Source organism: Tatumella sp. JGM91 (assembly GCF_018257575.1).
GTDB classification, from domain to species: domain Bacteria; phylum Pseudomonadota; class Gammaproteobacteria; order Enterobacterales; family Enterobacteriaceae; genus Tatumella; species Tatumella punctata.
Map to the genome: position 1 here is coordinate 206,076 of NZ_JAERJP010000002.1, position 20,097 is coordinate 226,172.

The 20,097-nt window shown below is 49.5% G+C and carries 16 protein-coding genes, 1 tRNA gene and 2 pseudogenes; 2 read left to right on the plus strand and 17 right to left on the minus strand.

Annotated features, from left to right (window positions below):
- Positions 1-3: 3 nt before the first annotated feature.
- The 13 genes and pseudogenes from flhA to flhD form a co-directional block, all read right to left on the minus strand.
- Positions 4-2,085 (minus strand): flagellar biosynthesis protein FlhA, encoded by a 2,082-nt coding sequence (flhA, locus tag JK198_RS02500; protein ID WP_212709235.1) that lies wholly within the window; start codon positions 2,083-2,085, stop codon positions 4-6.
- Positions 2,078-3,226 (minus strand): flagellar biosynthesis protein FlhB, encoded by a 1,149-nt coding sequence (gene flhB / locus JK198_RS02505; RefSeq protein WP_212710236.1) that lies wholly within the window; start codon positions 3,224-3,226, stop codon positions 2,078-2,080. Before flhB ends, flhA begins: the two co-directional genes overlap by 8 nt.
- A gap of 103 nt (positions 3,227-3,329) precedes the next feature.
- Entirely contained in the window at positions 3,330-3,971 is a 642-nt protein-coding gene (cheZ, locus tag JK198_RS02510; RefSeq protein WP_212710237.1) for a protein phosphatase CheZ, read from the minus strand.
- Positions 3,972-3,980: 9 nt separating this feature from the next.
- The gene (gene cheY / locus JK198_RS02515) at positions 3,981-4,370 is read right to left on the minus strand and encodes a chemotaxis response regulator CheY (RefSeq protein ID WP_212709232.1); all 390 of its coding nucleotides are present in this window, start codon (positions 4,368-4,370) and stop codon (positions 3,981-3,983) included.
- A gap of 32 nt (positions 4,371-4,402) precedes the next feature.
- Positions 4,403-5,442: pseudogene (locus tag JK198_RS02520) on the minus strand (chemotaxis response regulator protein-glutamate methylesterase).
- Positions 5,439-6,311, minus strand: a complete 873-nt coding sequence (gene cheR / locus JK198_RS02525; RefSeq protein ID WP_212709230.1) for a protein-glutamate O-methyltransferase CheR — start codon at positions 6,309-6,311, stop codon at positions 5,439-5,441. The pseudogene JK198_RS02520 and the gene cheR overlap by 4 nt, the downstream one beginning before the upstream one ends.
- Positions 6,312-6,436: 125 nt before the next feature.
- Positions 6,437-8,103: pseudogene (locus JK198_RS02530) on the minus strand (methyl-accepting chemotaxis protein).
- Positions 8,104-8,237: 134 nt separating this feature from the next.
- A complete protein-coding gene (gene cheW, locus JK198_RS02535; protein ID WP_212709257.1) occupies positions 8,238-8,726 on the minus strand; it encodes a chemotaxis protein CheW in 489 nt (162 codons plus the stop codon).
- The gene (gene cheA / locus JK198_RS02540) at positions 8,727-10,715 is read right to left on the minus strand and encodes a chemotaxis protein CheA (RefSeq protein ID WP_212709256.1); all 1,989 of its coding nucleotides are present in this window, start codon (positions 10,713-10,715) and stop codon (positions 8,727-8,729) included.
- A 17-nt stretch (positions 10,716-10,732) separates the two neighbouring features.
- Positions 10,733-11,761: a flagellar motor protein MotB gene (motB, locus tag JK198_RS02545; RefSeq protein ID WP_212710238.1), complete on the minus strand. Its 1,029-nt coding sequence runs from the start codon at positions 11,759-11,761 to the stop codon at positions 10,733-10,735.
- On the minus strand, positions 11,758-12,645 hold the full coding sequence (gene motA, locus JK198_RS02550) for a flagellar motor stator protein MotA (RefSeq protein WP_212709227.1): 888 nt from the start codon (positions 12,643-12,645) through the stop codon (positions 11,758-11,760). The genes motB and motA overlap by 4 nt, the downstream gene beginning before the upstream one ends.
- Before the next feature lie 114 nt (positions 12,646-12,759).
- The gene (gene flhC, locus JK198_RS02555) at positions 12,760-13,332 is read right to left on the minus strand and encodes a flagellar transcriptional regulator FlhC (protein WP_212709226.1); all 573 of its coding nucleotides are present in this window, start codon (positions 13,330-13,332) and stop codon (positions 12,760-12,762) included.
- Between the two features lie 31 nt (positions 13,333-13,363).
- On the minus strand, positions 13,364-13,681 hold the full coding sequence (gene flhD, locus JK198_RS02560) for a flagellar transcriptional regulator FlhD (RefSeq protein WP_212710239.1): 318 nt from the start codon (positions 13,679-13,681) through the stop codon (positions 13,364-13,366).
- A gap of 1,147 nt (positions 13,682-14,828) precedes the next feature.
- On the opposite strand from flhD, the gene msrA reads away from it, so the two are divergent.
- Together msrA and JK198_RS02570 are read left to right on the plus strand one after the other, a co-directional pair.
- On the plus strand, positions 14,829-15,362 hold the full coding sequence (msrA, locus tag JK198_RS02565) for a peptide-methionine (S)-S-oxide reductase MsrA (RefSeq protein ID WP_212709224.1): 534 nt from the start codon (positions 14,829-14,831) through the stop codon (positions 15,360-15,362).
- Between the two features lie 170 nt (positions 15,363-15,532).
- A tRNA-Ser gene (locus JK198_RS02570) sits at positions 15,533-15,620 on the plus strand.
- A 147-nt stretch (positions 15,621-15,767) separates the two neighbouring features.
- On the opposite strand, the gene JK198_RS02575 is transcribed toward JK198_RS02570, so the two are convergent.
- From JK198_RS02575 to JK198_RS02590, 4 genes are all read right to left on the minus strand, one after another.
- Positions 15,768-16,673 (minus strand): Rpn family recombination-promoting nuclease/putative transposase, encoded by a 906-nt coding sequence (locus JK198_RS02575; RefSeq protein ID WP_212710240.1) that lies wholly within the window; start codon positions 16,671-16,673, stop codon positions 15,768-15,770.
- A 302-nt stretch (positions 16,674-16,975) separates the two neighbouring features.
- The gene (locus JK198_RS02580; RefSeq protein ID WP_212709188.1) at positions 16,976-17,374 is read right to left on the minus strand and encodes a cupin domain-containing protein; all 399 of its coding nucleotides are present in this window, start codon (positions 17,372-17,374) and stop codon (positions 16,976-16,978) included.
- A 224-nt stretch (positions 17,375-17,598) separates the two neighbouring features.
- On the minus strand, positions 17,599-18,396 hold the full coding sequence (locus tag JK198_RS02585; RefSeq protein WP_212709161.1) for a (S)-acetoin forming diacetyl reductase: 798 nt from the start codon (positions 18,394-18,396) through the stop codon (positions 17,599-17,601).
- Positions 18,397-18,785: 389 nt separating this feature from the next.
- A complete protein-coding gene (locus JK198_RS02590) occupies positions 18,786-19,700 on the minus strand; it encodes an alpha/beta hydrolase (RefSeq protein WP_212710241.1) in 915 nt (304 codons plus the stop codon).
- Positions 19,701-20,097 lie beyond the last annotated feature (397 nt).

The following is a 20,097-nucleotide window of genomic DNA, read 5'->3' on the forward strand; positions in this document are numbered from 1 at the left end:
CGGTTACTGGCTGCCCAGGCTGGCGGTCTGACGAATTGGCCGGTGAGTTTTTACCTCAGCAGACGACATAACGACCAGTTGCGGAAAGCTGCGACGTAAGTAGCGGGAGAGCAGCTCCCGGAGCCCGGCCCGGACCACCAGCACCGGTGTCACCCCCAGCCCTTCCTGGGTCTGTATCGCTTCTGCGGCTTGTGCTGTCAGGTGTTCTGCCAGCCCGGGCTCAAGGGCACCACCGGTTTGCGCCACCTGTAATAACAGATTTTCTGTGGCCGGTTGCAGTCCAATCACCTGTATCTCATCATCTCCGGGAAAACACTGCTGAGTGATGGCCCTGCCTAGCGCGATCCGCACTGCACTGGTCAGTTGCTGGCTGTCGGCTGTTATCGGGCTATGCTCCGCCAGGGTTTCTATAATGGTGCACATATCGCGCACCGGAACCTGTTCACCGAGTAAATTCTGTAACACCTTGTGCAGGGTCGTCAGGCTGATCAGTTCAGGAATCAGTCCTTCAGTCAGCTTTGGCATTTCACGACTGAGACGTTCCAGCAATTGCCGGGCTTCCTGACGTCCGAACAGTTCACTGGCAGACTGACTCAGCAGGTGATTGAGGTGCGTAGCCACCACTGTACTGGCCTCGACCACAGTGTACCCCTGCGTTCTGGCCTGTTCACGCAGTGCGCCGTCGATCCATACGGCCTGTAACCCAAACGCAGGGTCACGGGTGATATCACCCGGCAGTTCTCCGGTCGCTCCCCCCGGATTAATAGCAAGCCAGCGCCCGGGCCAGACATCCCCCCGACCAATCTCGACACCTTTCATCAGAATCCGGTAGCAGGATGCCGCCAGACTGAGGTTATCGCTGATATGTACCGGTGGCGGCAGAAATCCCATCGTCCGGGCAAATTTTTTGCGGATCCCGCGGATACGGCCGGGCAAATCGCCCTGACGGGCTTCATCAACCAGCGGAATCAGCCGGTACCCGACTTCCATTGCCAGCGGATCTTCAAGGGTCACATCATCCCAGCTGACCTCAGCCGCCGGTATTGCCGGTGCCTGAGACTGTAACTGCTGTGCAGCTCCGGCCAGCTGCTGTTCGCGTCCTTTCAGCCACCAGGCCAGCAGCAGCAACGCCGCAGTAAACAGTAAAAACACCAGATTCGGCATGCCGGGCACAATCCCCAGTAATCCGAGCACCGCGGCACTTAACAACATCACCCGCGGCTGACTGAACAGCTGGGAAACCATCTGCTCACCCACATTATTATCGGTACTGACCCGGGTCACAATCACCCCGGCAGCCGTCGAAATGACCAGCGCCGGAATCTGAGCCACCAGTCCGTCGCCAATGGTCAGCAGGGTATAACTGGCCGCCGCCTGACCTAAATCCAGCCCGTGCTGTACAACCCCGACCAGTAATCCACCGATAATATTAATCACCATGATCAGGATCCCGGCAATGGCATCACCGCGGACAAATTTACTGGCGCCATCCATTGAACCGTAAAAATCAGCTTCCTGGGAAACATCACTGCGCCTGGTTTTTGCTTCATCCTCGCCAATCAGGCCGGCATTCAGATCCGCATCTATTGCCATCTGTTTGCCTGGCATACCGTCAAGCACAAAACGCGCACCGACTTCGGCAATACGTCCGGCACCTTTAGTGATCACCATAAAGTTAATCACCACCAGGATCACGAACACCACAATCCCAATCGCAAAATTTCCGCCAACCAGAAAATGACCAAAAGCCTCGACCACTTTCCCCGCAGCCCCTGCCCCCGTATGCCCCTGTAATAAAATGATCCGTGTCGACGCGATATTCAGGGCCAGACGTAACAGGGTCGCGAACAATAATACGGTCGGAAATGCGGCAAATTCGAGGGTTTTACGGGTGAACATAGCCACCAGCAACACCATAACCGACAAGGCAATATTAAAAGTAAACAGCATATCGAGCAGGAACGGGGGCAGCGGCAGTACCATCATCGCCAGGATAACCAGAATCAGTACCGGCCCTGCCAGGATCTGCCACTCCACATCACTCCAGCGTGCAGGAAGACGCAGTTTCTTTGCCAGATTATCCATGGGGGGAAATGTCTCCTGTTATATCCATTTGCTGCGGCACCTCGAGATTTTTCGGTGTCAGCGGTTGACTGCCGCCGGTCGTTTTCCAGCGTCTCAGTTGCCACACCCAGGCCAGCACTTCTGCGACTGCCCCGTATAACGCGCCGGGGATATATTCACCGGGCTCCGTATGGCGATACAGGGCTCGTGCCAGCGGTGGTGCTTCCAGAGTGGGTATCCGGCGTTGCTGCGCAATCGCGCGTATCCTTTCTGCCAGCTTGTCACTGCCTTTGGCCACGACTTTAGGGGCCTGCATTTTGCCTTCCTGATACTGTAAGGCCACTGCAAAATGTGTCGGGTTAGTCACAACAACATCCGCTTCCGCCACTGCCGACATCATCCTTTGCCGGGCTGCGGCGCGCATCTGCTGGCGTATCCGGCTTTTAAGATGCGGATCACCTTCCTGCTGTTTGTATTCATCCCGCAAATCCTGACGCGACATCCGCAGTTTTTTCTGGTAGCTGTACAACTGCCAGAAAACATCCAGCCCGGCCATTGGCAGCATGCCCAGCACTACCCACAGTCCGCAGACCACAATCAGTGACAAACCGCGGGAGATGGCCACACCAGCAGGTAAAGTGATCAATACCAGAAACTCGTCCCAGTGCCGGTACAGATAACTACCGCCAAGAGTGCCGGTGATCACCACTTTCAGCAGCGCTTTGGTCAGTTCTGCCACCATCTGGCCGCTAAACAGGCGTTTAACGCCGCTGAGCGGATTCATCCGGCCGGGGGAAAATTTCAGGGATTTACCGCTCAGGGACATACCGCCTATCAGTAAAGGTGAACATGCCGCCACCAGCATGATCCCGGCCATCAGCGGTGCCAGAGCAAGAACACACTGCCAGAGTAAGCTGCTGCTGTGGAGTAACGGCGTCTGATCCCGGGTAATGCGCTGGTCGAAGACAAAACCACTGCGCATCATGCGGGTTAACGCTTCCGCCATCGATACCGCGCTGAGGCGTAATAACAGTAGTCCGGCAAATAACATTAATAATGAGGTCAGCTCCCGTGAACGGGGAATATCGCCTTCTTCACGGGCCTTTTCTATCCGCCGGCTGCTGGGGGCTTCGGTTTTATCTTCCTGATCCTGATCGGCCACAACACTGCTCTGCTGATTGCTGAAAAATCAAGCATAACAGAGGCCTGTCGGATCTATCGTTCAGATATCCGGAGGAAACACCCGGTTATTCCGGGATCGGGGCTCAGAATCCGAGACTGTCCAGTAAGTCATCCACCTGGTCCTGGTTAGCAATAACACCGCTGGCACTGCTATCGATCTGTGGTCCGTTTAACAGACTGTCTTGCTCTGTTTTCGCGGGCAGTGCCGCCTCAGGTATATTTTCCAGCAATACCATCAGTAATTGCCGCTCAATTTCCTGAATAACTTCCATCATCCGCTTAATCACCTGACCGGTAAGATCCTGAAAATCCTGAGCCATCATAATGGCAAGCAACTGCTGGTTAGTGAAACCCGTATGTTCAGGCACTTCAGCCAGAAACTGCCGGGTATCTGTTACCAGTTGCCGTGCATCATTAAGTTCTATCGGATCGGCGAACCACAGATCCCAGCGTCCGGCCAGTGCCACAGACTGCTGTTGCAGCTGGTCCTGATGTGGCTGTGCCGCTTCGACACAACTTAACGCCCGGTCTGCAGCCTGAGCAGTCATCTGTACCACATAATCCAGCCGGTCACGGGCATCGGGGATGGCTTCTGCAGCATCGGCTATTGCCTGTTCAAGCCCCATCGCCCGTAAATTATCCCGTAACATCCGGGCCAGAGACCCGACTTTTGTGACAATGTCACGTACAGTTTTGTCGTTATCAGGTAGCGGAATCTGGTTCATCTGTGTCCCCTAAATACCGAGTTTTTCAAAAATTTTATTCAGTTTTTCTTCCAGAATAGCGGCGGTAAACGGCTTAACCACATAACCGCTGGCCCCGGCCTGTGCGGCGGCAATAATATTTTCTTTTTTGGCTTCCGCGGTGACCATCAGTACCGGCATCGCCGATAATTTACCGTCCGCGCGAATACTGTGTAACAGCTCAAGCCCGTCCATATTGGGCATATTCCAGTCAGTGATCACAAACCCGAAATTTCCGGCTTGTAATTTATTCAGGGCATCCACCCCGTCTTCGGCTTCTTCTACATTGGTAAACCCCAGCTCTTTTAATAAATTACGGACAATACGCCGCATGGTATTAAAATCATCAACAACTAAAAAATGTAAGTTACTGTCCGCCATTGCACTTTCCTTTGTGTTCGCTACTGCTTAGATTAAATACGGAGCGATTGTCCGCGGCTGATATGCGCCAGCATCTGCTGACTGATATTCTCCAGGTCGACCACTTCACAGGCCGCTTCCAGCAGAATTGCTTCGCGCGGCATGCCAAAGACCACACAGGTTGCTTCACTTTGCGCAATGGTCCAGGCTTTGGCGTTACGCATTTTCAGTAATCCGCTGGCACCGTCATTTCCCATCCCGGTGAGGATCACCCCGACTGCGTTACGTCCGGCAAATCTGGCCACCGAATTAAACAGAACATCTACCGATGGCCGGTGGCGATTTACCGGTTCACTGTTATGCAATTTAATCTGATAATTTGCCCCGCTGCGTCCCAGTTCCATATGCATAGAACCGGGGGCAATGTAGGCAGAACCCGCTCCCCCTCTTCCGCTTCTTTCACGGTGATTTGACAAAGCCGGTTCAGGCGTTCAGCAAAAGAATGGGTGAATCCCGGCGGCATATGCTGGGTAATAAGTACCGCCGGTGAGGCGGCAGGTAAAGGTTCCAGTACCCGGCGCAGGGCTTCAGTCCCCCCTGTCGATGCCCCAATCGCAATCAGTTTTTCACTGCTGAGGATCGGCGGCGCATTGAGAATGCCCGGAGCGCCTGACGCTGATGGCCGGTAGAGCCGGGCACGGGCAGCAATACGAATCTTCTCGGCAATCACCTGACAATAGGCCAGCATACCCTCGCGCAAACCCAGTTGCGGTTTAGTCACAAAGTCTACAGCCCCCAGTTCAAGCGCCCTGAGAGTAACCTCCGAACCTTTACCCGTCAGTGATGACACCATAATTACCGGCATTGGCCGTAAACGCATCAGCTTTTCCAGGAACTCCAGCCCGTCCATACGGGGCATTTCCACATCCAGTGTCAGCACTGTCGGGTTAAACTGTTTAATCAGCTCCCGTGCCACCAGCGGATCCGGTGCCGTCGCGACCATTTCCATATCCTGCTGGCTGTTTACAATTTCCGTCATTAGCTGGCGCATCAGAGCTGAATCATCAACACTCAGCACAGTAATTTTACTCATTGCCTTTCCTTAGCCAGACTGTAAACCGTCTTGCCCCGTAGCCAAAAATCCTGACTTATCTGACTGAAATTTTCAGAATGCCCCGCAAACAAGAGCCCGCCGGGTTTCAGATACCGGACCATCTGCCGCAGAATGGCCTCTTGCGTAGATTTATCAAAATAAATCATGATGTTACGACAAAATATAGCATCGCATTTTTCCGGGAGTTTCCAGTCAGGGCTCAGTAAATTGAGCTGTGAGAACTGTACATAATGGCTCAGCTCGGGCCGCACACGAACCAGCCCCTGTTGTGCCCCTTTTCCTTTCAGAAAATAACGCTGTAACTGCTCTGCCGTCAGCATATCCAGTGACTCACGCCGATAGATCCCCTGCCTGGCTTTTTCCAGCACTCCGGTATCAATATCACTGGCAAATACCTGAAATTTGCCGGGCGCCATCCCTAAAGTATCGGCCAGAGTCATAGCAATAGAATAAGGTTCTTCACCGGTAGAGGCCGCACAGCTCCAGACACTGTAACTGCCATGCCGGCTGCGAGCGTGCTCAGCCAGTAGCGGAAAATGGTGTGCTTCACGAAAAAACGAAGTCAGATTAGTGGTCAGCGCATTAATAAACTCCTGCCATTCACTGCTGGCGGGCTGACTTTCCAGCATCGCCAGATATTGACCAAAATCGTTCATCTGTAATAACCGTAACCGGCGCATCAGACGGTTGTAGACCATTTCCCGTTTATGTGCGGCCAGCACAATACCGGCCCGCTGATAGATAAGCTGACACAATCGCTGGAAATTAGCCTCTGACAATAACAACTTATGTGGCTGGCTGGCCGCAGGTAGCTTTTGCCGCGCCGCCGTATTGGGTAGTTTATCCATAGATTAACCGTAATCCTTTACATCAGCTGACAGGGCGTCTCCGGGAAATCTCTGCCGGGACCGGCAGGGGGAATTCCCCGCCAGTGTTTCCCGGTGCATTATTCCGGCCGGTAACTGTACAGGGCTCAAAATGTTTCCCAGTTATCAGGCGAGTTATCCGCAGACTGACTGTGACCGCGAGCGACTTTGGCACTGGCCGCACCGGTCAGCAATTTTACGTCATTTTCATGAGTGACAGGCCCGATACGGAACACAGCGACTGCCTGTTTCAGTAAACCTGCCTGTTCTTCCAGTGTCGCTGCAGAAGTTGCCGACTCTTCGACCAGAGTGGCATTTTGCTGAGTCACCTGATCCATCTCTGTCACTGCGGTACTGACCAGGTCAATACCACGACTTTGCTCTTCCGATGCCGAGGCAATCTCGCCCATAATGTCGGTCACCCGGGTAACCGCATTGACAATTTCTCCCATAGTGACACCGGCATTTTCCACCAGTTGTGAACCGGAATCGATGCGGCTGACCGAGTCTTCAATCAGGATTTTAATTTCTTTGGCCGCCTGGGCACTGCGCTGTGCGAGGTTGCGTACCTCTCCGGCAACCACTGCGAACCCCCGCCCCTGCTCTCCGGCACGGGCCGCTTCGACCGCCGCATTCAGGGCCAGAATATTAGTCTGGAAGGCAATACCATCAATCACACTGGTAATATCGGCAATTTTCTGTGAACTGCCGGCAATATCTTTCATGGTGGTGACAACATTATCGACCACAGATCCACCGTGCCGCGCCGTATCTGATGCATTTAACGCCAGTTGTGACGCCTGACGCGCATTTTCGGCATTCTGTTTCACCGTTGCGGTCAGTTGTTCCATACTGGATGCGGTTTCTTCCAGTGATGCGGCCTGTTGTTCGGTACGGGCAGACAAATCGGTACTGCCATTCGCTATTTCGCTGGCCCGGTATAAATAGATTCGGAGCTATCGCGTACCAGTCCGACCGTATTTCTCAGCTCCTGCTGCATATAACGGACAGTACTGAGTAGTTCCCCCATCTCATTACTGGTGGTTACGTCAATAGCATGGGTCAGATCGCCATTAGCAACCTGGCGAATATGTTCAATCCCCTGACGTAATGGCCTCAGCAGGATCCGGTGCATCCCCAGCCAGACCAGCCCTACCACCAGCAAAGTGACGATCAGTACTCCGATAATCATCCATTCAGCATGCAGAAAATCCACCGCACTCTGAGTAATTCCCTGATCGGTCAGCTCATCATTACGCTTCAGCCAGCCGTTATAATTATCCTCAAACCTTTTTTGTTGTTCCAGCACCGGCATATCGATAAATTCGGCAATCTTACCCTCACTGACCAGCATCAGTAATTCGTCTAATCCGGCACGATATTTTTTATAACTTTTTTGTAAATCCTGCTGGCGAGGATCTTTAAGACCACTGTCGGTCAGTGCACTGGTATAGTTCTGATATTCTTCATCAGCCAGCTTAATCTGGTCCGCCGCATTTTTAAGCAGCACCTGAACCTGTTTATTACTCTGCAATGCGTTAATATTTTGCTGTGCACTGATTGCCGCCATACTGATATTATTTCTCGCCTCCAGCAGGGCACTGCTAACCCCGGTAATATATTGTTGTTGATCGCGTAGCACCTGGCTGAAATAAAAATTATCCTTGCCGGTTTTAAGCATCTGAAAAAAAAGCCCGCCACTGGCAATCTGTAATACTGCCATCAGGCAAAGCACACATAATAGACTGGTTACAATTTTCATCCGACTGAACATAATGACCTCTGTAATAAGCATGACTCTGCTTATATCGGCCCGGCATGATTAATCTTTATTATCTGCTTACTATCAGCAGTCAAAATAAAGGCGACTAAATGCCGCCAGAAAGTTTTTATTTTTTACACAGCTGGTTAGCCGAGGGTATCGACCAGTGCCATTTCTTCACTGTTTAGTAATTTTTCGATATCCACCAGAATTAACATACGATCACCTCTGGCACCCAGCCCTGTCAGATATTCGGTTGACAGAGTGACAGTGAATTCCGGCGCAGCACGAATATCATCTTTACTCAGAGCGAGGACGTCAGATACCCCGTCCACCACAATCCCCACCACCCTGTGTTTAAGATTAAGCACTATCACTACCGTATTTTCATTATAGGAAATATTATCCTGCAAAAATTTAATGCGCATATCCAGAATCGGCACAATCACTCCGCGCAGGTTAGTGACGCCTTTAATAAATGGCGGGGTATTGGCAATCCGTGTGACGTGATCGTACCCGCGAATTTCCTGTACCTTAAGAATATCAATACCGTATTCTTCATCACCCAGCGTAAATACCAGAAATTCCTGGGAAACGATTTCCTCTGTTATTTGTTCCACATTAACCCCGCAAATCTATTCGACGAGCTTACCCGATTTCGCGGATAAACATTTATCCCGATGAAATGACTGCAATACCGCAATATCAACGATAAACGCGACACTGCCGTCTCCCATAATGGTTGCTGCAGAGATGCCTTCAACTTTGCGGTAATTACTTTCAAGATTTTTTACCACGACCTGATGCTGGCCAATAAGCTGATCAACCAGTAAGGCATAACGTTTACCGGCAGTTTGTAAAATAATCGCGATACCCCGGGTCGGATCCGTATGGGCATTATCCACATCAAATACGGATGATAACACCACCAGCGGTAAATACTCGCCACGGACTTCGAGTACCCGCTCCCCTCCGGCTAACGCTTTCAGCCCTTTACTGTCAGGCTGCAGTGATTCCATCACCGCATTAAGGGGCAGGATAAAGACTTCATTTCCCACCCGCACCGACATACCGTCGAGGATTGCCAGGGTCAGGGGCAGCAGGATACGGATGGTGGTACCGGCACCGGGTATAGACGTTATTTCGACATGTCCGCCCATCTGCTGGATATTCCGTTTTACCACGTCCATCCCGACTCCCCGTCCGGAGACATCAGTCACCTGTTCTGCCGTCGAAAATCCGGGCGCAAAAATTAACAGTCCGATCTCATCGTCGCTGATATTGTCATGAACAGGAATGCCTGACTGCCTGGCTTTGGCGAGTATCTTTTCATGGTTCAGGCCCGCGCCGTCATCCGTAACCTCAATACAGATATTACCACCGCGGTGTTCCGCAGACAGGATCAGGTTACCGGTTTCGGTTTTACCCTGTTGCAGCCGCTGCTGAGGAGATTCAATACCATGATCCAGACTATTACGCACCAGATGTGTCAGTGGATCGATGATTCGCTCTATCAGACTTTTATCGAGTTCCGTTGAACTGCCTTGTAATGTCAGCTCAATTTTCTTATCCAGTTTCGCGGCCAGATCACGCACCAGCCGCGGAAAACGGCTGAATACATACTCCATGGGCATCATCCGGATAGACATTACCGACTCCTGTAAATCCCGGGCGTTACGTTCCAGCTGGCTCATACTGTTCAGCAGGTCTCCGTGTACGCCCGGCTCAAGCGTATTGGCATGCTGCTGCAGCATCGACTGGGTAATCACCAGTTCTCCTACCAGATTAATCAGCTGGTCAACTTTCTCAACAGCCACCCGGATACTGGTAGACTCGCTGGCTTTTACGACCGGTGCCTGATGGCGTGCGGCTTTCGCAGGCACAACATCATCCGTATTCTCTCTGCTCTCTTTGACCGGCGGATGGGATTCGCCGGGCGAAACAAAATGTATTTGCTGCTCATCAACCACAAAACAGAGCACCGCCAGTAAATCATCGGCACTGACTCCCTGCACTGTCGCTTCAATACTGCCGGGTTGCTGTACCACATCCGACACATTTCCCAGATGTCGTATTTCGTTTAACAGGGTCTCAGCTTCATTGGTTTTCAAAGACTCCAGCCGGATACGTAGCGGCAGGGGCTCGCTGCCCGATGTTGTCCCTGTCGCAGGTTCAGTATGGGTCTCTGCGGCTACTGTTTGCCCGCAGACCTGGTCCGTTATCGGAGGGGGATCGCCGGTAACACCCAGGGCTATCTGCCGCAGCATTTGGCAAATATAGCTAAAGCTTTCTTCATCGGGTTGCTGCGCAGTTTTATAGGCATTCAGCTGTTCTTGCATAATGTCTTTGGTTTCCAGAAACGTATTGATAATACTGCTATTCAGCGCCAGTTCACCACGGCGGGCACTGTCGAGGATATTTTCCAGAATATGGGTCGTCTCCTGTAGCACAGTGAAACCGAAAGTGGCTGCTCCGCCTTTGATCGAATGGGCCGCTCTGAAAATAGCATTCAGTTGCTCGGCTTCCGGAGTCGCCGGGTCAAGTGCCAGCAGATGCTGTTCCATATCCGCCAGTAATTCATCGGCTTCATCGAAAAAGGTCTGATAAAAATCACTGATATCCATTGTCACGTAAGCTGCCTTTATTTATCCGAAGGTATAATCGCTGACGATACTGTGCTGCTACGGCCAGAAACACCCGCCGGTTGCTGAATCCGGAAACTGTTTGTCCCTTTCCTGGCGATGGCAGGCACTGTGTCAGGTGCAGGTACCGGAACTACGGCACTGGTATGCTGACTCAGCTCAGACGGGTCTGAAATAGTAATTGCCTGCTCTTCCCGGTTTTCTTTCTCGATAGCTTCTTCCGCATCCTGATTCAGTACCAGCAAACTGATACGACGGTTTTCTGCATCATCACCCTGAAGATCTTTCAGCTTCATAGTGTCAGCCATACCAACTACCCGGAGTACTTTTCCCTGATTAAGGCCGCCACGCACCAGTTCACGGCGCGAAGCGTTGGCACGGTTTGCCGACAATTCCCAGTTACTGAAACCTTTTTCTCCGTCCTGATAAGGAAAATCATCTGTATGTCCTGCAATACTTATTTTGTTGGGCACATCGTTCAGCACAGGTGCAATAGCCTGCAGCAGAGTGCGCATATAGGGTTCAACCTCAGCGCTGCCCAGCAAAAACATTGGCCGTTGTTTACTATCGATAATCTGAATACGTAACCCGCCACTGACGACAGTAATCAATAAATGGGGCCGTAGTGCTTTCAGACGCGGATCATTGAGTAACAAACTTTCCAGCTCTTTTTTCAGTTTTTTGAGCTGCTGTACATCACGCTGATGTTTACTGTCTGTTTTACGAGGCGTCTTTAAGGTTTCACCCTGTTTTTGCGTAATATCATTGCCTCCGCCAGGTACCGGACTGACACTGTCACTGCTGCGTTGTCCGCCGGATAATGCCACCCGCAGTGGCATTTTGAAATATTCAGCAATCTGTTGCAGCTCCTTCGGGGTGGATACAGCAATCAGCCACATCACCATAAAGAAGGCCATCATTGCCGTCATAAAATCGGCATAAGCAATTTTCCAGGAGCCATGACTTTCATGGTGGCCCGACGACTTTCTTTTTTTCACCACCACTATCTGGCGTTCGTCAGGTTTCATACATCTGCTTCCGCTGATGTTTTATTTACAGATTTGTTTTCACGTACATGATCTTCAAGTTCAGTAAAGGATGGTCGTTCCGTTGAATACAGCACTTTTCTGCCGAACTCGACGGCAATCTGTGGCGGATAACCATGCATATTGGATAGCAGCGTGATTTTAATACACTGCATCATTTTTATATTTTCGGCATATTTCTGCCGCAGCACCGCGGCCAGCGGGGTAATAAATCCGTAGGAAAGCAGAATACCAAGAAATGTCCCGACCATGGCATGAGCAATTAACGCGCCCAGCTCGGCTGCCGGGCGATCTGCTGACGCCAGGGCATGAATCACCCCCATTACAGCCGCCACAATACCAAATGCAGGCAGACCGTCACCTGCCATCGCTATACTTTGTGCCGGTGCATCACTTTCATGTTCATAGGTTTCTATTTCTTCATCCATCAGAGATTCAATCTCAAATGCGCTCATATTACCGCTGATAATCAAGCGCAAATAATCGGTCATAAAGTCAGTCACCATTTGATCATTCAGCAAACGTGGGTACTGAGTAAATATCTCACTCTCCGCCGGATTTTCGATATCCTTCTCCAGAGCAAGCACTCCCTGCTGACGGGCCTTAGATAACAGAATAAATAACAACGTCATTAAATCCAGGTAATGCGTTTTCGTATATTTCGAGCCTCGCAGTAATAATGGCAGAGCTCTGAGTGTTTTTAATACTGACTTACCATTATTCCCAACCAGAAAAGCACCTGCCCCTGCCCCGCCAATAATTAATAGCTCAGAAGGCTGATATAATACCCCCAGTTCCCCGCCAACCAGAACATAGCCTCCCAGCACTGAGGCGATAACCACTATATATCCCAGAATAATTAACACGGAGACCCCTTACGTCATCGGTATATTTTGCGGATTTTGATTATATTGATATTATTAAAAACTAATAAAAAATATAGTTATCACATTACGGAGAATAAACAGATCAGATAATGATCATATTTTTATTTCTTCACCCCGCATATATACGATGTTATCGGCAGGTGTCTGCGGAAGTTTACGTTTTTTCACCGCCCTGGAAGGGGGCTGGCATAAACTGCAAATAAAGCTCCCCTTAGGCTGATGAGCATGATTAATAAACTGTCCGTGGCAACAGCGGCAGGCTGCCAGTTCAAGCATTCCGCTATCCACAAAACGGATCAATGTCCATGCGCGGGTCAGTGCCAGCAGTGGTCCTGTATCTGCGGGAGGACATTGTTCCAGGTACAGACGATAGGCAGCAATCAACCCATCGACACCATTAAGCAGATGTGTTTTCTGCATAAATAACCATGCGTGAAAGAATACGGTCGCATGAATATTATGTTCCCATGTCATAAACCAGTCGGTGGAAAACGGCAGCATCCCCTTCGGCGGCGGGCAACCCTTGATTTCCTTATATAACCGGATAAGACGTCCGCGGCTGAGTACGGTCTCACTTTCAAGCAATTGCAACCGTGCTCCCAGGCGGATCAGGTCAATCGCCAGCTGGATATCATGACCTTCACGTATAACGCTATGTACTTTCATATTTACCTCCTGAATCTGGCCCGAATAATCTCTAAGAAACGGATTGTAAAAGTTTACTGGCCAGCATAATTCCGGTATGGATTTGCTGCATATCATCCACCCGGGATTCACGCGTCAGCTGCTGAATAATCGTATAATCTATAAACCGTAACTTACATATCAACTGATTTGTCTCAGCCAGCTTAACCAGTTCGGGTAAAGTAAGTTCAGCCAGTTTATTCGCCATTGACTCATCAACCCCTAAACGGAACATAGCTGAGGATTTATCCTGACTAATTAATTGCTGGGCCAGAAGTAAATATGAAAGGTTAACATCATAAATATGTTTCACCAGGTTAGTTGTATTCATTTTTCTTTCCTGCTGTATAAATTGTGAACCTAAAGGCCCGGCAAGCCGTGCACTGGTTTTCCGGGGTATATTCATCCGTGAAACTTATCTTTCATGAACTTAATTACAAGATTAAATAATTAAAAAGCTTTCGGAAACAGTATAATAAACCGCAACTTCTGAGTTTAGTGAGAGAATACGAAGTTATTTTTTCCTTTTTTATGGGATTTATCTTATTAGAATTTAACCTCTGTCAGTAACGCGCACAATAACTTTCACGGTTGTTTCATCTTAATAATTGACCCAGATCATTTCGAAATTTACAGCACTCTCTTTTGAGAGTAATGAAACCCATTTATTTTTTTTATCAAAAACTGCGATCAGCCTGTTGAAACAATTAATAACAAATCCACTGCCGCGGCAATGGGGTGTGTAATGTTAAATTAAATTTCTCATTCACTTCTTACGAAAGCAAGAGATACTTATTCTTTTACATGAATAAATATTCAAACGACAATTTGTGTTAGCAAGCAGAAGGTTATACCACCCGGCGCTAAAGATAAAACATTATTCTTAAAATAACGCCTTCCGTTGCATGACTATTTCAATAGAGAAAGTACGACGATTATTCACCTGCTAAAATCAATGCCTTTATTAAACAAAATCGATCAATTCTGAAATTAATTATTTTAACCTGCCAGCATCAACCGGCATTGATATAAAAAATAATGGCATTACCTTGCGTACAGGTACTGTTTGTGGCAGTTACTACCGGCAGGACAGCATATAAGATTTTTACATCACTATTCAGTGCGGTGATGAGCTATGAGTTTATCCTGTAAAGAGATACAGCCAGTTAATTTACATTGCCCGATTCTGGTTATAAATAATGCAATCTTTCGAGGGGGGTTATCAAAATACTGCGCTGTAATTTTCTGATTGTCCTCTGCAGATGATTCATTACAGAGGATGGTTAATGCTTTATCTGCAGTGATACTGACTTTCTGGTTCACCGATATAACGGCCAGTAATAGCCGGATTCTGTCATTATCCTGTTTTCCGGAAGACTGTCGTCTGCAACAGGAGATAATGAGACTTGAAAAACAGCATACTGCACATATCTGATATAGTGACAATCATTATTCGGCAGTAAACAGAGGAATGTACGATGACAATAGAGTATGCAGTAATTGCCGGTGGCTGTTTTTGGTGTACTGAAGCGGTATTCAAAAGCATTAACGGGGTTGAATCCGTCGAAAGCGGCTATACGGGGGGGATCACGGAAAACCCAGTCTATCAGCAGGTATGTGAAGGTACTACCGGACATGCAGAAGCTATCCGGATTGGTTTTGATCCTGCGGTCGTCAGTTACGGAGATTTACTGGATATCAGTTTTGCTACCCACGACCCTACTCAGTTAAATCGTCAGGGAAATGACATCGGGACACAGTACCGATCAGCTATTTTTCCTGACAACCCGCAGCAGGAAGCCGCAGCCAGAGAAGCCATTCAGCGTGCCGCAGCAGAACACTCTGCACCGGTGGTCACCACCATCGAACCGCTCCGGACATGGTATCCTGCCGAAGACTACCATCAGAATTACTGGGATGGTGCCGGCCAGCGCAACGGTTTTTGTCTGGCGGTAATCCCGCCAAAGTTACAGAAATTACGTAAACGCTTTGCTGAGCAGGTTAAAGACTGAGGTTACTGACCGTCCGCTGAATAAAATACCATCATCTTGCGGTCAATTGCATCAACAAGCTCAGTAGTTAAGCGAATAAAACAAAAGAATAAAAAAAATCTTGACCGTTTGCGGCCGACTCCCTATAGTACCGCCCCGTTAGCCGCTACAGCGGTCGACAGAAAAAATGTGGTGAGGTGTCCGAGTGGCTGAAGGAGCACGCCTGGAAAGTGTGTATACGGCAACGTATCGAGGGTTCGAATCCCTCCCTCACCGCCATTATTTATTAAGAGAGCCTGAACGAAAGTTCAGGCTTTTTTATCGCTTTCAGCGAGCACCGGCCCGGGAGGGTGAGAGCCCTCGCAGGGTTCGACAACACAGCCTGTTGTATGGCCGCAGGGCATGCTGGCAGTAGAAGGATCAGGTTCAAAAGCAAAGCCGGACCAGCTCGGCTTCACTCAGGCCGGTTGTGGTAATGATAATGTCTCGGGTAACACCATTACGCAGCATATTACGGGCAATTTTCAGGGTCGCTTCGCGTTCACCTTTCTCAATACCTTTCTCAATACCTTTCTGTTCAAGCTGTTGTGCGATAGTCATCAGTGGATCTCCGTATTGAGGCACCCGTTGTGCCAGTTCACGTACTAAGACTTCGGCATCTGATGTTTCACCTGCCTGTAAAATATAGTGTATCAGCCATATCACCCGTGATGAAGACAGGTCTCCGGCCAGTAAGATGGGGGCCAGCCGGTCTACCAGTTCAGCCAGATCGCGCTGCTGAATATGTTTTTGCAACAGAGTCAGAGCAGCCAGACTGCGGTGCCCCGCGATTTCCTCATCGGGGATAATACTGACATCGACCAGCGGAAAAGCACGATTATAAATTTTGCCAGCCAGTTCAGGATCGTCAAACTCATCAAACCAGTGGGTAGAATATGGATATGGACTGCGATTACCTGTATAGAACAGTACCGGTATCACTAGCGGTAATTTCTTATAACCAGCGTCCAGATGGCGCTGCATGGCAGCAACCCCATAGCGGAGCAGACGAAATGCCATATGTTTATCAGGAGCTGACTGATGTTCGACCAGTATATAAATGTATCCGTCAGAGGAAGACGTTTTCAGGCTATAGAGCACATCGCTGAAATATTGTCGCAAGTCATCTTCAATAAAAGAACCGGACTCCAGTTTCAGTGTACGAAGATCGCAGAGAGCAAGCAAATCAGCCGGCAGGTGGAGTTCTATAAAATCGCGGGCAATATCAGGCTGTGTCATAAACTGACGGAATGTCGCATCGTGAGGTGTCGGGGTATGAGCCTTCTTTATCATGGCACTTGCTCTGAAAAATGACCTGTACATGCTATCACAGTGGTGAAAACGCAGATATTAGCAGCCGGAGGGATGACGATTATTTACACCATGGTGCGTATTACCTTAATAAAATCAGTGAGTTATTGAAGAATGGCGAGACAGCGATAAATAAAGTATTTTAGCTTTTCCATCAGCGATTGGATCCGGGCTTTCTTCTGGTTGATTTTTCTGCGTAAATTAAAGGTATCATCCGTAAAATTCGATAAGACATTTACGGAAAGGACAACAGGATAAGAGCAGCTCTGCCGTCCTCGGTTTTATCACGCTATAGCGTACTGCTCATCAGTGACTTTCTCCATCCATTCAACAACGCTACCGTTTTCAGCCTCGGCAATCGCAATATGCGTCATACTGTTTTGCGGGCTGGCCCCATGCCAGTGTTTAACACCCGCCGGAATCCATACAATATCTCCGGGACGGAGTTTTTGCAGCGGCCGCTCCCACTCACAGACAAAACCAGTACCAGCAGTGATAATCAGTGTCTGTCCCAAAGGATGAGTATGCCATGCAGTACGGGCTGACGGTTCAAAGGTAACAGTCGCTCCGCTCACCGTCGCTGGCCCGGAGCCACAGAATGGGGCATCAATACGAACGGTTCCGGTAAAATATTCATCAGGGCCTTTCGCTGACGGCTTATCGCCGCTTTGTAATACGGTAATCATAATATTCTCCTGATCAGAAAGTCTGCGTAGACCAGTCTATCGCTCCGGCGGAATACTGATAAGAGAGTCAATTCAGAATAGGCATGTGAGCAGAATTCAATAATAGGCAGTTTACCCGCAACTGAACGGTGGCTGACTGAAGGAAGGTTAACCGGAACAAATACCATCACCCCGCCAGGTTAATAACCTGTCGGGGAAATAACTATTAATTAGCAGGGAAATCAGTTAAATGTCATACCACCATCGATAATTAATGCCTGCCCGGTCATATAGTCCGAGTCAGAGCCGGCAAGATAGGACACACAAGCTGCAACATCTTCTGGTTCAGAAATACGGCCCAAAGTAACATTTTTCGCCCACTGTTCCAGCCCCCATTCCAGTGACTGACCATTCTCTTCAGCCACTTTTTTGGCGATACCTTCCATCATCGGCGTACGAACAATACCGGGGCAATAAGCATTTACTGTTACACCAAATTTAGCCAAATCTTTTGCCGCCGTCTGGGTGATACCGCGCACCGCGAACTTAGTAGCACCATACACAGCAAGATCAGGATTACCGACCTGACCCGCCTGTGAAGATGCATTAATGATTTTACCAATCACATCCCCGGTTTTTGCGGGCGTTCTTTTCCTGAAATGTTTCAGCGCTGCCTGGGTACCCCAGTAGACACCACCGACATTCACGTCAAAGACTTTATGATATATTTCAGGTGTGATGTCTTCAATCGGTGTGGTCGGACCCAGTCCGGCATTATTTACGATCACATCAAGACGGCCGAATTTCTCAGCGACCTTATCAACCGCAGCAAAAACCTGTTCGCGATTAGCTACATCCACTACCACAGCAAGTGCTTCTCCGCCTGCACGGGTAATCAGATCAACAGTTTCACGGGCAGATTCTCCGTTAAAGTCCAGACTGCCGATACTGAAACCATCTCTGGCCAGTCGCAGTGCCACCGCCCTGCCAATACCCTGACCTGCACCTGTGACCACTGCAACTTTTTTTTCTGCACTCATGGTTATTTCCTTTTGAAATCACATAAATTTATCTGTTGTATAAACGGTGATAATTACCGGCGTATGAACTTGTTGTGATAATCCTAAGGTACCCCCCTGAGAGCAGATTAGAGTGATCCAGATCAAACTTTTAAATTATTTGTCAGGCTGGTTAATGATTAATAGCATTAATTACTTAATTACCCGCCTTACAAAAATCTGTTACTACAAAGAGTTATCCAGCTCCTGCCACCTGGCTGATAATGTCTTTCTCTGTATCATTATTGCCAGTGTCCGCCGGCAAACCTCCCCCCTGTAGAGTTACCTCTTGCGGTATTCCATCAGCCCTAATAGTACCGGGCAAAACACCCGGGATTATTAATAATAAATATTAAACAAAAGAGGGTGTTTTACTGTTTGTTTCGCCACGCCTGTAACCAGTGTTGATAATGCAGCGGCCAGCGGACAGTGGGTGTACCTGGCCTGCCCATTGCAAAACCATGGCCGCCGCGGGAATAACGGAACAGTTCAACAGGGACGTGATTACGCTGACAGGCAGCCTGCATAATTAAGGTATTTTGCGGGTCGGAGACAGGATCATCCGAGGCCTGAACCAGCAAAAAAGGCGGTGATTGCGGGGTGACAAAAGTCGGCACTGATAATTGCGCTTGCTGGCGGGGTGTTGCCTCGCGACCGGCCAGCACGTTATAGGTTGATGTATGATTGTAAGGTGACTGCAAGGTGATCACCGGGTAAATCAATGCGGCCCGGTCAGCCCTTGCTGGCAGGCTGTCAATACTGTCTTGTGGCGGATAGCCGTCAAAATGACTGCGTGTTGCAGCCATTCCCATCAGATGGCCTCCGGCCGAGAAACCCAGTACACTGACATGTTCCTCCCGTGCCCTGATTATCCTTAAGGCACGCTGTGCATCCTGTAATGCCACCAGGTTACCATCATTCCAGCCTTCAGCCGGCAGACGATAGCTCAATATGTAAGCCGTAAATCCCCGTTGATTTAGCCACCGGGCCGCGGGTAACGCTTCCTTTGCTGTTTCAATTCGTTTATATCCGCCACCGGCGGCAACCAATACCCCATAACCCTCAGTCCGTGGCGGTGTATAAACAGTCAGCAAGGGGCGGACGATATTGCTTTGTGCACCACTGCGCGATACCCGGAGTCCCCCGTCAGGGCCCCCGCCTCCCGGTGGTGTTCCCGGCCACAATGGAATAATCTGTGCAGGGCGATTCCCGGCCGACAAACTACCGCGGGCCCGGCTGAGCAGTAGTCCGCCTGCCACACATTCCAAAAAACGACGACGGTCCATAACCACTCCGTTTGATCAACGCTGCGGTTATCACAGCATAACAATGCGCAGGAAATGTGAATAAAGTATCCGCAGATATTTCAGCATGATGGTTATTCGGACAGCATAACAGACAGATCCGGAACAGATGCAGGCACCGGTTCCGCTGTATCGCCCGGTGATCCCGGAGACAGCAAAACATGACCTGAAACAGGGCGAACGGCCTGCTGTTTGTTATTGCGATCGGTTCAGGAGTTATCGCCGGAATGTCATTTTTCTGTTATCTGAAAGAGCCAGGAACACAGCGTTTTCGACAGAGAAAAACATCCCTGAGCGGCAGGGTAACTTCTCCCGCGGGCCCGGCTTGCTGCCGGGCACCACGGGCCGGGGTTTATGATAGTTATCCACCGGCAAATAT

Excerpts from the sequence above, each read along its gene's own strand:
- flhA (WP_212709235.1), bottom strand. The coding sequence starts at position 2,085 with ATGGATAATCTGGCAAAGAAACTGCGTCTTCCTGCACGCTGGAGTGAT.
- cheZ (WP_212710237.1), bottom strand. The coding sequence starts at position 3,971 with ATGAACCAGATTCCGCTACCTGATAACGACAAAACTGTACGTGACATT.
- cheY (WP_212709232.1), bottom strand. The coding sequence starts at position 4,370 with ATGGCGGACAGTAACTTACATTTTTTAGTTGTTGATGATTTTAATACC.
- cheR (WP_212709230.1), bottom strand. The coding sequence starts at position 6,311 with ATGGATAAACTACCCAATACGGCGGCGCGGCAAAAGCTACCTGCGGCC.
- cheA (WP_212709256.1), bottom strand. The coding sequence starts at position 10,715 with ATGGATATCAGTGATTTTTATCAGACCTTTTTCGATGAAGCCGATGAA.
- motB (WP_212710238.1), bottom strand. The coding sequence starts at position 11,761 with ATGAAACCTGACGAACGCCAGATAGTGGTGGTGAAAAAAAGAAAGTCG.
- flhC (WP_212709226.1), bottom strand. The coding sequence starts at position 13,332 with ATGAAAGTACATAGCGTTATACGTGAAGGTCATGATATCCAGCTGGCG.
- flhD (WP_212710239.1), bottom strand. The coding sequence starts at position 13,681 with ATGAATACAACTAACCTGGTGAAACATATTTATGATGTTAACCTTTCA.
- msrA (WP_212709224.1), top strand. The coding sequence starts at position 14,829 with ATGACAATAGAGTATGCAGTAATTGCCGGTGGCTGTTTTTGGTGTACT.
- JK198_RS02575 (WP_212710240.1), bottom strand. The coding sequence starts at position 16,673 with ATGATAAAGAAGGCTCATACCCCGACACCTCACGATGCGACATTCCGT.
- JK198_RS02585 (WP_212709161.1), bottom strand. The coding sequence starts at position 18,396 with ATGAGTGCAGAAAAAAAAGTTGCAGTGGTCACAGGTGCAGGTCAGGGT.
- JK198_RS02590 (WP_212710241.1), bottom strand. The coding sequence starts at position 19,700 with ATGGACCGTCGTCGTTTTTTGGAATGTGTGGCAGGCGGACTACTGCTC.